The following is a 13,579-nucleotide window of genomic DNA, read 5'->3' on the forward strand; positions in this document are numbered from 1 at the left end:
AGTCGCAGAGAGAAGGCACCCACCATGTCCGACCGACTCACCCTGGAAGAACTGGCGGCCCTGATGAAGACCGCCGGCATCACCGTCGACCCCGCCGAGCTGGCGAGCCGTCCGGACGCCGTGTTCGACGACTACGGCCTCGACTCGCTGGGGCTGCTCGGCATCGTCGGTGAACTGGAGAACCGGCGCGGCCGCGCGCTGCCCGCCGACGCGGACCGCTGCAAGAGCCCCGCCGAATTCCTCGACCTGGTCAACAGCAGCCTGATGACGGGAGCCTGACATGGCCGGCCACACCGACAACGAGATCACCGTCAAGGCGCCCGTCGACCTCGTCTGGGAGATGACCAACGACCTCCCCAACTGGCCGCGGCTCTTCAGCGAGTACGCGTCGATCGACATCCTCGAAGAGGCCGGCGACACCACCCGGTTCCGGCTGGCGATGCACCCGGACGAGAACGGCGTCGTGTGGAGCTGGGTCTCCGAGCGCACCGTCGACCGCGACGGCCTGACCGTCCGGGCCCGCCGCGTCGAGACCGGACCGTTCGCGCACATGAACATCCACTGGGAGTACGCCCCCGTCCCCGGCGGCACCCGGATGCGCTGGGTGCAGGACTTCGCGATGAAGCCGGAGGCCCCCATCGACGATGCGGGCATGACGGACCGGATCAACCACAACTCCCGGATCCAGATGGAACTCATCCGCGAGAAGATCGAGCAGCACAGCCGGGAGAACCCCGTCCCCGTCGCCGGCAGCCGCTGACCCGCCACCCCGCGCAGAAAGGCCGTCCCCTCCGATGCACCAAGCGCTCATCGTGGCCCGCATGGCGCCCGGTTCCGCACCCGACATCGCCGATCTGTTCGCGGCCTCGGACGCGGGCGAGCTGCCCCACCTGGTCGGCGTCAGGCGCCGCAGTCTGTTCCAGTTCGGCGAGGTGTACATGCATTTGATCGAGTCCGACAGCGCGCCGGGCCCGGCCATCGCCCAGGTCACCGACCATCCGGAGTTCCGCAGCCTCAGCGAGAGCCTCTCCCGCTACATCAGCCCGCACGACCCCGACACCTGGCGCGGGCCGAAGGACGCGATGGCCCAGCGGTTCTACCGCTGGGAGCGCCCCGCAGGCTGACGGCGACCGTCTCACGGCGACCGGCCGACGGTCCGGCCGGACAGCCCCCGTACGACCCGCACGGCCCCGGGCCGGGACGGGCGCCGCGGTACCCACCGCACGGCGCTCCGCCCCGGCCCGTCGTGCTACCGGGGCAGCCGGAGCACGTCCGTCGCCGGCCCCGGTGCGCCGGCGGGGGCCGCGGGCGCGGGGCCGAGGGTCGTCGTCCCCGGAGCCGCGCGGTGGCCGAGCCCGGTCCGGTACGCGTCCAGCGCGGCCTCCGTGCGCCCGGCGCGCCGCAGCAGGTCACCCAGCAGCCGGCACAGGTCGGCGAGGTCCCCCGAGGCCCCGCTGCGCTCCAGCAGGGCCAGCGCCCGCACGTAGTGCTCCTCGGCCGCCGCTGCGTCCCCGCGCTCCTCGGCGATCAGCCCGAGCAGCCGGTGCGCCCCGCCCGCGTGCACCGCGCCGTGCCGGTCGCCCAGCTCCAGCAGCTCCGACAGCAGCGCCGCCGCCTCCTCGCGGCGGCCGAGGCGCCGCAGCACGTCGGCCAGCTCCACCTCGACCTGCGCCGTGTAGAGCGCGGCCCGGCGCGCAGCGAGCATGTCCCGCGCCGTGCGCAACTCCGCTTCGGCCGCCTGGAGTTCGCCGTTCTGCGCCTGTACGTACCCCCGCATCCAGTGGCAGTGCGCCAGGTCGGTCCCCAGCCGCAACTGGCGGTAGATCGCCTGCGCCTTGGCCAGCGAGGCGTCGGCGTCGGCGGGCCGCCCCTCCGCGAGGAAGGTCCGGGCCACCTGCCGGTGCATCCCCGCGACCAGCGCCGGATCACCGACCCGGGGCGCGAGGGCCAGCGCGAGTTCGGCCGCGTGCGCGGCCCGGGCGTGCGCGCCCATGTCGATGTACGGCCCGATGACGGCGGCGTAGAGCAGCAGCAGCGCCTCCGGGTCGGGCAGTCCGCTCGCGTTCAGTTCGTCGATGGTCGATTCGAGGAGGTAGCAGGCGTAGCGCAGTTCACCGGCGAGCAGCATGGCCACCGCGCGGCCCCGGATCGGGCGCGCCCGGCGGTGCAGCGGCTCGCCCTCCAGCAGTCGCTCCGCCTCCTCGAACCGGGCCACCGCGTCGCCGAGTTCACCCGCTTCCAGCGCGCAGTCGCCGAGGCCCAGCAGGGCCTCGGCCCGCTCCGCGGTGAGGCCGAGGGCCTCGGCCTCGGTCAGGAGCCGCCGGTAGTGGTCGGCGGCCTCGTCGGCGTCGCCGGTGGCCAGTGCCCGCTGGGCGTCGGTGAGGGCGAGCCGTAGCTCGGTCGCCAGGTGGGCGGGCCTGCCGGTAGCCAGTTCCTCGTAGCTGACGTCCAGGCGCCCGGCGAGGAAGCGCAGGGCCGTCTCGGACGGCCGGACCCGGCCGGACTCCAGCGTGGAGACGTAGGCGGCGCTGTAGGAGGGCTCGGCCAACTGCTTCTGGGTCAGCCCGCGCTCGCCCCGCAGCCGCTGCACCCTGCGTCCGATCTCGGCCGGTTCGTCCATTGTTGCTCCCTGGTCCATCCCGCCAACACGACGCTCACCGAACAGTATTGGGGCGTGCGGACCATTGCGCACGCCTCCCGCGCCCCCTAATTTAAGCATCCGATTCAGTCTGTTTAACCGGCTGCTTAACTTCCTGTTCCCGGGGGCACCTCATGAGACCAGTCATCCGCCCGGCCCTGCGCGCGACCGCGCTGGCGTGCTGCGCCACCGTCGCCCTGCTGGCCGTCGGACCGGGCGGCGCCAGCGCCGATCCCGCGCCGCGGCCGACCGCCGCACCGCCCGGCGCCACCCGCGTACCCGTGGAGGTACCCGGGCCGGAGCGCGGGGAGGCGGCCGGGTCCGGGTCGGTACAAGTGCCGTCCGAGGGCCGCGCGAAGCCCGCGCTGCGGCTCCCGGAGGCCGAGCGGACGGCCGACGGGGCGGTCACCAAGATGATCGACAACGGTCCGGTGGCCGACCGCCTTGACATCGTGGTCGTGGGTGACGGCTACACCGCCGCCGAACTGGACCGCTTCCACACCGACGCCAAGGAGAAGTGGGCGGAGCTGAGCGCGGTCGAGCCCTACGCGAGCTACCGCAACCTCTTCAACGTCTGGACGGTCGACGCTGTCTCCCGGCAGTCCGGGGTCACCGGTGACCCCGACGCGACGACGGTGCGCGACACCGCGCTCGGCTCGTACTTCTGGTGCGAGGGGATCGAGCGGCTGCTCTGCGTCGACCAGCCGAAGGTGGACGGGTACGTGGCGAAGGCGCCCGCCGCCGACCTGGTGATCGTCCTCGCCAACAGCGCCAAGTACGGCGGCGCGGGCTACAACGAGCGCAGCGCGACCCTCGGCTACGAGGGCATATCGACCGCCTCGGCGGGCCACCCGAAGTCCGGCCAGGTCGCCATCCACGAGACCGGTCACTCGCTGGGCAAGCTCGCCGACGAGTACTTCTACCCCGGCGTCCCGGAGTACGAGCACTACACCGGTCCCGAGCCCGTCGACCCCAACACTTCGACGCTGGCGGCCGGTCCGATGGGCGGGCAGCGGGCCAAGTGGTACCGCTGGCTGGGGGAGACCTCGCCCGACGGCGGCACGGTCGGCGCGTACGAGGGCGGCGGCTACTTCGTCTCCGGTCTCTACCGGCCCACCGACGCCTCGATCATGCGGGTCCTCGGCAAGCCCTTCAACCTGCCCGGTGTCGAGGCGATGATCGCCGGGTTCCACCAGCACGCACACCTGGTCACCCCGCTCGCCCCGACCGGGCGCACGCTGCGCCTGCGGGACACCGCGAAGATCTCCGTGCCCCGGCTGACCGGCCAGGGCGGACGGCAGCCGGTGGTGCGCTGGTACCTGGACGGGCGGGAGCAGAAGCGGCTCGCGGGCCGGACCGACGTACGCGTCGCCGACCTGTGGCTCTTCGACCTGCGCCCGCACCGGCTGACCGTCACGGCCGAGGACCGCACGCCCTCCGTGCGCGACCCGGAGATCGCCCGCGGCCTGCGGTCGTCGGCCGAGTGGCAGGTCCGCCTCTGAGGGCGGACCCCGCCGCAGTTCCCTTGGGCTAGAAGACGCCGCGGGTGGTCTGGAGGTAGTAGGCCACCAGCCCCACCACGCAGGCGACGACCAGCCACGACGTGAAACCGGTGTGCCGCCGCCCGGAGCGGCGCCCGGCACGCCGGGGGCGCCCGGCGCGACGGGGTCCCGCCGCGCCTGCCGCGTCGGCGGGGCCCGACGCCGTCTCGGCCAGCAGCCGGCGGCAGGCCGTGGCCAGTTCGGCCGTCCCGGCCGAGCGCCGGGCGACCGCCTCGCAGCGGGCCGGGGCCGTCGTACCGCCGTCGAGGATGCGCCCGGCGCGCAGCAGCACCTCGTCGGCTCCGGCGCCCGAGGACAGGCTGATCCACCGCCGCACGTGATCCCCCCGGATCACCACCACACCCGACCGGTCGCGGTAGACGGTGTGCTCCCGCCACAGCACCGCGGCCAACTCCGCTGCCAAATCTCTTAGTTGCGCGCTCATCAACGCACCCCCGCTTCGCCGGATATTCGAACAAACAGGTGATCCTAGCGACCGCGGTGCCCCGCGCGGGGTGCGGGGTCCCGTCCGGCAGTCGGCGCGTCCGCCCGTCGGTCCGTCGGCGGGCCGGGGGGCTACCTGAGGTCCATCCCCGGATCGTCGATCCGGCTCTCCTGCTCGCTCTGCTCCCGCAGGCGCCGGGCCCTGTCCCGGAGCCGCTCGCGGTCCTGCGGGTCGGCGGCCCGCTCGGCCGCCTCGCTCAGTTCCCGCGCCTTCGCGCGCAGCTGCCCCGCCCGGCCGCCGGGCTCGCCTGCACCGCTCATGATCGCTCCTCTGGTCGACGGGGACAGCGGGCGCATTCAGCGAAGCAGCAGCGCGGCGCATCCGCATCCCGGAGCATCACGGAGCGTGACCAGGCGCCCCGGGGTGGCGGTCCGCCGGGTCGCAGCGGCCTACGCGGGGAGCGCCCGCGTCCACTCCTGCAGCTCGACCAGGTTGCCCTCGGGGTCGGCGAGGTGTGCCACTCGGAGCCGGTCGCCCAGTGCGACCGGCTCCCGCAGGAACGCGGCGCCGCGCGCGGTGAGTTCCGCGTGCGCGGCATCGAGGTCGTCGACCCGGAGCGCGATCAGCGCCCGGTGGCCGGCGGGCGCGTCCGCGAGCGCTCCGACCACGGCGGTCATCAGGGACCGGTCGTGGAGGGCGATAGCGGCGCTGCCGCCGTCGGGAGAGAGCTTGGCGTAGGGCCCCCGCTCGTCGTCGGCCTGCGGGATGAGGCCGAGCACGTCCCGGTAGAAGCGGTAGCAGGCCGGAAAGTCCGTGACCAGCAGGCGGATCTGAGTGAGTTCCATGCTGATTTTCATGCCGTGGAGCCTAGGGCACGCCCCTGCGGGAGCCCTGCCCCGGCCGCCCGTCCGCCCTCCACCTGGACGTTCGTCCCGGGGGAGGTTGACAGGAGAGATCGGCCGACTCCATCATCAATCCACTAGTCACATAGTGGATTGATGGAAAGGGGGGTGTGCGGAACATGACCACTTCCGGCACGGCACGTGCCCGGTGGGCCGTGGAGTCAGACGGCCTGGGAAAGAAGTACCGGCGCGGATGGGCGCTGCGGGACTGCTCGTTCCGGATCCCGGCCGGGCGGGTCTGCGCCCTGGTGGGGCCGAACGGTGCGGGCAAGAGCACCCTGCTGGGCCTGGCGGCCGGGCTGGACCGGCCGACGGAGGGGGAGCTGCGGATCTTCGGGGTCCCCGCCGGAACTCCGGCCGGGATGCCCCGCTGGTCCTACCTGGCCCAGGACAAGCCGCTCTTCAAGCGGTTCACCGTCGCGGACCACCTGCGGATGGGCCGGGAACTCAACCCGGGCTGGGACCAGGACACCGCCGAGCGGATCGTGGCGGAGGGCCGGATCGAGACGACCGCCCGCACCGGTCGGCTCTCGGGCGGCCAGCGCACCCGCGTGGCCCTCGCGCTCGCCTTCGGCAAGCGCCCCGAACTCCTGCTCCTGGACGAGCCGTTGGCCGACCTCGACCCGGTGGCCCGGGACGAGATGGGCGCCCTGCTGATGGCGGAGGCGGCCGAACACGGCACCACCGTCGTCATGTCCTCCCACATCCTGGCGGAGCTGGAGGGCATGTGCGACTACGTCCTGGTCCTCGCCGACGGCCGGGTCCGCATGGCGGGTGAGGCCGACGAACTGGTGGCCATGCACTCCGTGGTCACGGGGGTGACCGCCGACGGGGAGCTGCCCGCGGCGCTCCACGACCACACCGTCATCGAAGCCCGCACCGCCGGACGGCAGTTCACCGCGATGGTGCGGCGCCAAGGAGCCCTCAGCGGCGACTGGCAGCGTCTCGAACCCGCGATGGAGGAAGTCCTCCTCGCCTACCTCCGCTCGCCGCAGGCGCCCGCACTGCTGTCCCCGGCCGCCGTTCCCACCCACCGAGAGGAAGGCGCGGCATGAGCGCGCTCACCCGGCACACCACCGACCACGGACCCGCCCGTCAGGGAACCGCCCCGGGCCGCCCCGGCCGGCTGCGCGGTCTGGCGTGGCTCGTCGCGCGCCAGCACCGCACCGTCCTGATCGCCGTCGTCGCGCTGACCGTCCTCGGCGCCGCCTGGACCGTCTACCAGCGGGGCGCGATGCTCGATGTCCTGCACGCCGCCGGCTGGCCCGGCGCCCTGAAGGACTCGGAAGTCTCCAACCGGGTCGGCAACGACTTCAACAGCTACGGCGCCTACCTGACCCAGCTGCCCGTCCTCCTCGGCGTCTTCCTCGGCGCCCCGCTGATCGCGGCGGACCGGGAAGCGGGCACGGCGGGCCTCGTCACCACCCAGTCGGTGACCCGCGGGCAGTGGCTGCGCTGGAAACTGCTCTTCGCCCTGGTCCTGGCCGTCGTCAGCACCGGGACGCTGAGCGCGCTGCACACCTGGTGGTGGCATTCCATCGCCCCCTTCGGCGCGGGCGACTGGCTCCAGGGGTCGGTCTTCGGCGCCACCGGGCCGGTCCTGGTCGCGACGACCCTGTTCACCACCGCGCTGGGCATCGCCATCGGGGTCGTGGTGCGGCGCACCGTGGCCGCGATGGCCCTCACCTACTTCGCCGCCGCCGCGGTCACCTTCGCGCTCCAGGAGTTCCGGTTCCAGCTGGCCACCCCGCACCGCATCACGTACCCGTTCGGCGGTGACTACCCCGTGCTCGACCGTGCGGTGCAGACGGACCAGTGGGTGGGCACCGCCTCCGGCAAGCTCTACGGCTTCGGCACCTGCGTGCACGACGCGGCCCCGGACGCCTGCCGTGCCAAGCTCGGCATCGTCAACTCGGTCTGGGAGTATTTCAGTTACGACCAGATGGCCGTCATGCAGTGGACCGAGGCGGGGATCTACCTCGTCCTGGCCGCCGCCGCGACCGGCCTGGCCCTGTGGTGGAACCGCCGGTTCCCGCGCTAGCACGAACGGCACCCGCCGGCATGCGACAGCAGCAACCGAACGACGAGCGAGGAGGCAGGACCACGTGGTCGTGTTCCGTATCGAACGCCGGGCAGGTCTGCCCACCTACCTCCAGATCGTCTCGCAGGTGGAGCAGGCGCTGCGGATGGGCGCCCTGGTCGAAGGGGACAAGCTGCCCACCGCGGCACAGGTGGCGGCCAGTACGAAGGTCAACCCCAACACCACGCTGAAGGCCTACCGGGAGCTGGAACGGGCCGGGCTGGTCGAAGTGCGCCAGGGCGCGGGCACGTTCATCACCCGCACCCTGGTCACCCCCGGAACCGGTCCCGGATCCGTGCTGCGCGCGCGGCTCGCGGAGTGGATGGGCGAGGCGCGGGACGAGGGCCTGTCCGCAGAGGAGGTGACCACCCTGTTCGACGGGGTGCTCGCCGAGACCTTCCCGGCGGCCCGCGGGGAGCCGGACGCGGAAGGCTAGGGGAGAGCCTCTCCTGCCGCCGCGGCCGGTCCGACGGTGACGACCGACTTGCCGCGGACCCGGTGCTCCGCCAGGCTCCGGACGGCCTCCGGGGCCTCGCGCAGCGGGTACGTCCGGTCCAGGGCGGGGGTCACCAGCCCCGCCCCGACAAACTCGGCGAGCACCAGCAGGTCCTCGTATCTGGGCACCGCGACCATCGGCCGCAACCGCTGGCCGACGAACGGCGACAGCAGTGCGGCCCCCAGCAGCCGCCCCATCCCGCCGGTCCACCGCCCCCCGGTCTCGTCGCCCACCAGCACGAGCGTCCCCCGGGGGGCGAGGACCGTGCGTAGCCGGGACACCGGCCGGCCCCCCGCCAGGTCGAGGACGAGGTCGTAGCGGCGCGGGGCCCCGTCCCCCGCGCCCGCACCGCCCGCGATGTCCTCCCGCGTGTAGTCGATGACGCGGTCCGCGCCCAGCGAGCGCACCAGATCCGCCTTCGCGGTGCCGCACACCCCCGTCACGTCCGCGCCGTACGCCTTGGCGAGCTGTACGGCGTACGATCCGACGCCCCCGGAGGCCCCGATGACCAGCACCCGCTGCCCCGCCGCCAACCGGCCGACGTCCCGCAGGGCTTGCAGGGCCGTGAGCCCGGACACCGGCAGCGCGGCGGCCTGTTCGAAGCTCAGGGAGGGCGGCTTGGGAGCGAGGGTCGCCTGCGGCGCGCACGCGTACTCGGCGAAGGCCCCCTTGCCGACCCCGAACACCTCGTCGCCGGGCCGCAGCCGCGTCACCTTCGCGCCGACCTGCTCGGCCGTCCCGGCGAGGTCCATGCCCGGGACGCGCTGTCCGGGCCGCCGCAGTCCGTAGCCCATGAGCCGGACCGGATAGGGCGTTCCCGTCATCAGATGGCAGACGCCCGCGTCGACCCCGGCGGCGCGCACCCGCACGAGGACATCGTCGTCCCCGGGCACGGGCCGCTCCACGTCGGGGTCGAACCGCATCGCGTCGGCCGTGCCGTACGCGTCCTGAACGATGGCCTTCATCGTGTGCCGTCCCCGTGGTCGCCTTCGGTGCCCTGTGTCGGGCCGGTGGTCTTGCCGCTGCCTGCCGCGTCCTCGTCGTCCGGGTACTGGAAGACCTCTTCCAGGGGGACCCCGAAGACGCGGGCGATCCGGAACGCCATCTGGAGCGAGGGGGAGTAGCGCCCCTTCTCGATCGCGATGACCGTCTGGCGCGTCACGCCGGTGCGGTCCGCCAGCTCGGCCTGGGTCATCTCCCCGTGCGCGAACCGCAGGGCGCGGATGCTGTTGGTGACCTCCGTCGGCTTCACCATCCCTGGAACCCCCACCGGTAGGCGGCGATCCGCGCCGTGGAACCGAGCACCGCCGACAGGACGAAGGCCAGGTAGACGACGTTGGCGATCCAGAAGTAGTCCAGCTCGGCCATCGCCATCAGCAGCGCCGTGACGCCGCCCAGGACCAGGAACCACTGTCCGACGTGCTGCCCGAACCGGCCGATCTCCCGGTCGCGCTGATCCGTTCTGCGGCCGCTCCCCGGCGAGCCGATGCCGACGGCGATGTTGACCGCGATCGTGGTCCCGATCGCCCCGCCGATCGACCACAGCATCAGGGGGGCGTACGCCACGCCGACGGGGGAGCCGCCCCCCGCCCGGCCCAGCACCAGGGCGACGTAGACCGCGTACGCCGCGACGGCCACCAGCCCCGTGGTCCAGGCGCGCTTCTCTTCGAACGACACGTGCGCTCTCCGTTCCCGTGCGGGGCGTCCCACGCCATGTAAAACATCTTTGACACCTGGAACGTACGGTCTGCTTGACCTCATGTCAACGATTCTTTACTTCACGGGGAGGTGAAGGGCATGCGTCACCCGCCCGGACGAGTCGGGGGCCCCGATATGGAACGGATCGTCACGCACGGCGCTCTACCCTGACGCGCACCGACGCGGGTGCGCCCGGGCCCGCGGCCCGGCCCGCTCCCACGCAGAGAGCAGTTCTGATCCGTGAGTCTGATGAGTAACGCGTTCCTGGTGACGGTCCTGCTGGGCACCGTGGGGGTGTTCGCGGCAGCGGTGTGGCTGTGGCCCCGGCTCGCGCGCCGCAGCGGACGGGCCGTGCTGGGGCGCGTCGGCCTGATCCTCACCGCGCAGGTGCTGGTCCTGGCCTCGGTCGGACTCGTGGCGAACCGGACCTTCCTGCTCTACGGATCGTGGGGCGACCTGTTCGCCGGCCAGAAGACGCAAGTCCCGCAGAGCGGTGGGGCGCCCGGCGGCGCGTCCGTCAAGGTCCTCGGCCGGCAGAAGCCCGAGGTCCCCGGCAGCGCCGATCCCCGCTCGGCCGGGGTGGTCGAGAAGGTCGTGCTGCAGGGCGAGAAGTCCCGGCAGGGCGGGGAGGCGTACGTGTACCTGCCGCCGGAGTACTTCCAGAAGGGGAACGAGCAGCGGACGTTCCCCGCCGCCGTCGTCCTCACCGGCTACCCGGGCATGGCCGAGAACCTGGTCCGCAACCTGCGCTACCCGAGGACGGCGTGGACGCTGGCCAAGGAGAAGAAGATGCCGCCAATGATCCTGGTGATGATGCGGCCCACCGTCGTGCCGTTCAACTCGCAGTGCATCGACATCCCGGGCGGCCCGGCCACGGAGACCTTCTTCGGGACCGACCTGCCCCGGACGCTCTCCCGGACCTACCGGACCGGCACCGGACCCAGGAACTGGGGCATCATCGGCGACTCCACCGGCGGCTACTGCGCGCTGAAGATGGGGCTCCAGCACCAGGAGAGCTACTCGGTGGCGGTCGGCCTGTCGGCCGACTACAAGCCCGAGGTGGACGCGCAGTCCGGTGACCTCTTCCACGGTGACAAGAAGCTGGAGAAGCGCTCCGACCTGATGACGAACCTGGAGCAGCTGCCGAAGGGCAAGTCCTCCTTCCTGGTGACCACCTCCCTCATCGGCGAGTCCAACCTCAAGCCGACGCGGGAGTTCATCGAGAAGGCCAAGGGCCGCGCGAACGTCTCCTCGATCACCCTCGACAGCGGCGGCCACGGCTTCAACACCTGGCGCCGGGAGATCCCGCCCGCCCTGGAGTGGATGGGCGCCCGCCTGGGCAAGTGACGGCCGGAGCCGCGCGGGATCCCGCTACGGGCCGGGGGCGCGCAGCGTCTGGCGGACCGACCACAGGACCGAGACCAGCGGTACCGCCACCACCGCGCCCACCACCCCGGCGGCGATGGCCCCCGCGATCACGGACAGCGCCACCACCACGGGGTGCAGCCGCACGGCCCAGCTCATCACCAGCGGGTGCAGCAGGTGCCCCTCGATCTGGCCGATGACCACGATCAGCACGACCACCAGGGCGGCGATCAGCGGCCCCTTGACGGCGAGCGCCACGACGGCGGCCACGGCGAGCGCCACCGGGGAGCCGACCAGCGGGATGAACGCGGCGAAGAACTCCAGCAGGGCGAGCGGTACCGCCAGCGGCACCCCGAGCAGCAGCAGCGCGATGCACACGAGCACGGCGTTGGTGCCGGCCACCAGCACGATGCCGTGGGTGTACCCGGTGAACGTCCGCCACGCCGCCCGCCCCGCGACCGCGACCCGCTCCCGCGCGTCCCGGGGCAACTGGGCGCAGAACCAGCCCCACTGCCGGTCGCCCGAGTGGATGAAGAAGACCGAGCAGAAGAGGGCCAGGGCGATCACGGTCAGCGCCTGCACCAGCCGCCCCGCCCCGCTCAGGGCCGTGTCGAGCAGCGTGGCCCGATGGCTGGAGAGGTACGAGCCGAGCCGGGCCTGAGCGTCGCTGAGCGCGTGCGGATCCAGGCGGAAGGGTGCCCGTTCCAGCCACGGCTCGATCCGCAGCAGCCCGTCCCTGAACTCCGCGACGAGGTCGTTCCACTGGCTCGCCACCGTCTCGCCCACGAACGCCAGCGCGCCGAGCACGAGCACGAGGGAGCCCAGCAGGACGCACGCCACCGCGAGGGGCCGCGGGATCCACCGGGCGAGGACGTTCGCGGCCGGGCGCAGCAGCGCCGTCGCGACGAGGGCGAGGAAGACGGCGAGCCCGATCTCGTGGAAGCGCCCCAGGACGACGAAGACGCCGTAGGCCACGGCCGCCACGGCCAGCAGCCGCCAGGCGTGCGCGGCTGCGGTGCGCAGCAGCGGTGACACGCGCGCCGAGCCCGCCGGATACGTCCGGTACCGCCCGGGCGCGGTGGGGATCCGCTGCCGTCCCGCGCGTCCGGGGCCTCCGGAGCGCACGGTGCGGCCGGTGGAGCGCCGTACCGCCCGCGTCGTCGATCTCCTGGTCAGGGCCGACGGGCCGGCCGCCCCCTCGTCCCGCCGATGGTCCGCCATGAGGCCATCAAAAGGCCCGGCCCGCGCACCCGCCTCACGGGCGGGGCCAGGCGTTGCCCCCAATGGCCCCCTGCGTTCGCGCACCGGGCGGCCGTCGTGTCCGCTGGAAGAGTGAACCGCGTACCCGGACCCCGCCGGTGGGCCGGCCTGCCCCCGGCGGCGGGCGCCGCCGTCATGGCCGCCGGCATCATCTCGGTCGGCCTGCACCTGATCGGCCGGGAAGCGGCCTCGCTCGCCGCGCTGGCCGTCGCCGCGGTCCTGTGGCTCGTGCTGGCCACCGACTTCGCGCTCCGGCTGTTCGGCGACCGCGGGCGCTTCCGGTCCGAGGCCGACACCCCGGCGGCGCTCACCGCCGTCGCCGCCACCTCCGTCCTCGGCGCGCGGCTGTCCGCGCTGGGCTTGCGGGCGGTCGCCGCCGCGCTGCTGGTCCTGGCCGTGCTGCTCTGGCCCGCACTCATGGCCGGGGTCCTGCGGCACTGGCGCCGGGGCGCGCCCGGTGCGGCGTTCCTCGTCTGCGTCGCCACCCAGGCGCTGTCCGTCCTCGCGGCGGTGGTGGCCGCCGACAGCGGCCGGGACTGGCTGGCGTGGGCGGCGCTCGGCGCGTTCTGCCTCGGCCAGCTGCTCTACGCCGAGGCTCTCGTCCGGTTCGACTTCCGGGAGGTGGCGCGCGGCGCGGGCGACCACTGGATCGCGGGCGGCGCGCTCGCCGTCTGCGCACTGTCCGCCGCCCATCTCACCGCGTCACCCGTCTGGGGCGGTTGGGCCCACACCGCCCTGCGTACCGCCACCCTGGTGACCCTGGCCCTCGCGCTCGCCTGGTACGCGGTCCTGCTGACCGCCGAGCTGGTCCGTCCTCGCCCGCGCTACGACATCCGGCGTTGGGCGACCGTCTTCCCGCTCGGCATGACCGCCGCGGCCTGCCTCTCGGCGGCCGGCCCGACCGGAGTCGGCTGGCTGCGGCCGCTCGGCGAGGTCCTGCTGTGGATCGCGCTGGCAGCCTGGCTGCTGACCTTCGCCGCCCTGGTGGCGACCCGCCCCGGCGGGGCGCGCGAGCGGTGACCCCGCCGGGTCCCGGCACGGCCGCGGGGGGGGGGGGGGGGGGGGCCGGGCCCCCCCCCCCCCCCCCCGGGGGGCGTTGAAGGGGGCGGGGGGCGGAGGCGGCGGCCCGCGCGCCCCCGCCGGCCCCGCCCCGG

At 73.6% G+C, this 13,579-nt stretch carries 17 protein-coding genes; 9 read left to right on the plus strand and 8 right to left on the minus strand.

Translation table 11 applies throughout. The features are described from left to right. Positions 1 to 24: 24 nt before the first annotated feature. Genes ABZY31_RS23045 through ABZY31_RS23055 form a run of 3 tightly spaced genes read left to right on the plus strand, consistent with a single transcriptional unit; the run spans position 25 to position 1,124 of the window. Positions 25 to 279, plus strand: a complete 255-nt coding sequence (locus tag ABZY31_RS23045) for an acyl carrier protein (RefSeq protein WP_356413202.1) — start codon at positions 25 to 27, stop codon at positions 277 to 279. Position 280: 1 nt separating this feature from the next. Next, positions 281 to 760, plus strand: a complete 480-nt coding sequence (locus ABZY31_RS23050) for an SRPBCC family protein (protein ID WP_356413204.1) — start codon at positions 281 to 283, stop codon at positions 758 to 760. A gap of 34 nt (positions 761 to 794) precedes the next feature. Next, the gene (locus tag ABZY31_RS23055) at positions 795 to 1,124 is read left to right on the plus strand and encodes a TcmI family type II polyketide cyclase (RefSeq protein ID WP_356413206.1); all 330 of its coding nucleotides are present in this window, start codon (positions 795 to 797) and stop codon (positions 1,122 to 1,124) included. A gap of 125 nt (positions 1,125 to 1,249) precedes the next feature. On the opposite strand, the gene ABZY31_RS23060 is transcribed toward ABZY31_RS23055, so the two are convergent. Further along, positions 1,250 to 2,620 (minus strand): tetratricopeptide repeat protein, encoded by a 1,371-nt coding sequence (locus tag ABZY31_RS23060; RefSeq protein WP_356413208.1) that lies wholly within the window; start codon positions 2,618 to 2,620, stop codon positions 1,250 to 1,252. 152 nt (positions 2,621 to 2,772) lie between these two features. Here ABZY31_RS23060 and ABZY31_RS23065 point away from each other — a divergent pair, with 152 nt between their 5' ends. Continuing rightward, positions 2,773 to 4,140 (plus strand): M64 family metallopeptidase, encoded by a 1,368-nt coding sequence (locus ABZY31_RS23065; RefSeq protein ID WP_356413210.1) that lies wholly within the window; start codon positions 2,773 to 2,775, stop codon positions 4,138 to 4,140. Between the two features lie 28 nt (positions 4,141 to 4,168). On the opposite strand, the gene ABZY31_RS23070 is transcribed toward ABZY31_RS23065, so the two are convergent. The 3 genes from ABZY31_RS23070 to ABZY31_RS23080 all read right to left on the minus strand — a co-directional run bounded on the left by ABZY31_RS23070 (position 4,169) and on the right by ABZY31_RS23080 (position 5,469). After that, entirely contained in the window at positions 4,169 to 4,624 is a 456-nt protein-coding gene (locus tag ABZY31_RS23070; protein ID WP_356413211.1) for a hypothetical protein, read from the minus strand. Positions 4,625 to 4,755: 131 nt separating this feature from the next. After that, a complete protein-coding gene (locus ABZY31_RS23075; protein WP_356413213.1) occupies positions 4,756 to 4,944 on the minus strand; it encodes a DUF6381 family protein in 189 nt (62 codons plus the stop codon). A gap of 129 nt (positions 4,945 to 5,073) precedes the next feature. Beyond that, the gene (locus ABZY31_RS23080; RefSeq protein WP_356413235.1) at positions 5,074 to 5,469 is read right to left on the minus strand and encodes a VOC family protein; all 396 of its coding nucleotides are present in this window, start codon (positions 5,467 to 5,469) and stop codon (positions 5,074 to 5,076) included. 176 nt (positions 5,470 to 5,645) lie between these two features. On the opposite strand from ABZY31_RS23080, the gene ABZY31_RS23085 reads away from it, so the two are divergent. The 3 genes from ABZY31_RS23085 to ABZY31_RS23095 all read left to right on the plus strand — a co-directional run bounded on the left by ABZY31_RS23085 (position 5,646) and on the right by ABZY31_RS23095 (position 8,042). Next, the gene (locus ABZY31_RS23085; protein ID WP_356413214.1) at positions 5,646 to 6,581 is read left to right on the plus strand and encodes an ABC transporter ATP-binding protein; all 936 of its coding nucleotides are present in this window, start codon (positions 5,646 to 5,648) and stop codon (positions 6,579 to 6,581) included. After that, a complete protein-coding gene (locus ABZY31_RS23090) occupies positions 6,578 to 7,567 on the plus strand; it encodes an ABC transporter permease (RefSeq protein ID WP_356413216.1) in 990 nt (329 codons plus the stop codon). The genes ABZY31_RS23085 and ABZY31_RS23090 overlap by 4 nt, the downstream gene beginning before the upstream one ends. Positions 7,568 to 7,631: 64 nt before the next feature. Then, positions 7,632 to 8,042, plus strand: coding sequence for a GntR family transcriptional regulator (locus ABZY31_RS23095; RefSeq protein ID WP_356413218.1), 411 nt, complete (start codon positions 7,632 to 7,634; stop codon positions 8,040 to 8,042). Here the strand turns inward: ABZY31_RS23095 and ABZY31_RS23100 are convergent. The 3 genes from ABZY31_RS23100 to ABZY31_RS23110 are packed head-to-tail and all read right to left on the minus strand — an operon-like array spanning position 8,039 to position 9,779. Continuing rightward, positions 8,039 to 9,067, minus strand: coding sequence for an NAD(P)-dependent alcohol dehydrogenase (locus ABZY31_RS23100; protein WP_356413220.1), 1,029 nt, complete (start codon positions 9,065 to 9,067; stop codon positions 8,039 to 8,041). The genes ABZY31_RS23095 and ABZY31_RS23100 overlap by 4 nt on opposite strands. Continuing rightward, positions 9,064 to 9,357 carry a helix-turn-helix transcriptional regulator gene (locus ABZY31_RS23105; protein ID WP_356413222.1) on the minus strand — a complete coding sequence of 98 codons (294 nt, stop codon included), beginning with the start codon at positions 9,355 to 9,357 and terminating at the stop codon, positions 9,064 to 9,066. Before ABZY31_RS23105 ends, ABZY31_RS23100 begins: the two co-directional genes overlap by 4 nt. Then, positions 9,351 to 9,779 carry a hypothetical protein gene (locus ABZY31_RS23110; RefSeq protein WP_356413224.1) on the minus strand — a complete coding sequence of 143 codons (429 nt, stop codon included), beginning with the start codon at positions 9,777 to 9,779 and terminating at the stop codon, positions 9,351 to 9,353. Before ABZY31_RS23110 ends, ABZY31_RS23105 begins: the two co-directional genes overlap by 7 nt. 270 nt (positions 9,780 to 10,049) lie before the next feature. Between ABZY31_RS23110 and ABZY31_RS23115 the strand changes: the two genes are divergently transcribed. Then, the gene (locus tag ABZY31_RS23115) at positions 10,050 to 11,147 is read left to right on the plus strand and encodes an alpha/beta hydrolase-fold protein (RefSeq protein WP_356413226.1); all 1,098 of its coding nucleotides are present in this window, start codon (positions 10,050 to 10,052) and stop codon (positions 11,145 to 11,147) included. A 24-nt stretch (positions 11,148 to 11,171) separates the two neighbouring features. On the opposite strand, the gene ABZY31_RS23120 is transcribed toward ABZY31_RS23115, so the two are convergent. Further along, positions 11,172 to 12,386 (minus strand): AI-2E family transporter, encoded by a 1,215-nt coding sequence (locus ABZY31_RS23120; RefSeq protein ID WP_356413227.1) that lies wholly within the window; start codon positions 12,384 to 12,386, stop codon positions 11,172 to 11,174. 111 nt (positions 12,387 to 12,497) lie between these two features. Between ABZY31_RS23120 and ABZY31_RS23125 the strand changes: the two genes are divergently transcribed. Beyond that, on the plus strand, positions 12,498 to 13,445 hold the full coding sequence (locus ABZY31_RS23125; RefSeq protein WP_356413229.1) for a tellurite resistance/C4-dicarboxylate transporter family protein: 948 nt from the start codon (positions 12,498 to 12,500) through the stop codon (positions 13,443 to 13,445). Positions 13,446 to 13,579 lie beyond the last annotated feature (134 nt).

It is taken from the genome of Streptomyces sp. NPDC006529, assembly GCF_040611795.1.
Taxonomy (GTDB): domain Bacteria; phylum Actinomycetota; class Actinomycetes; order Streptomycetales; family Streptomycetaceae; genus Streptomyces.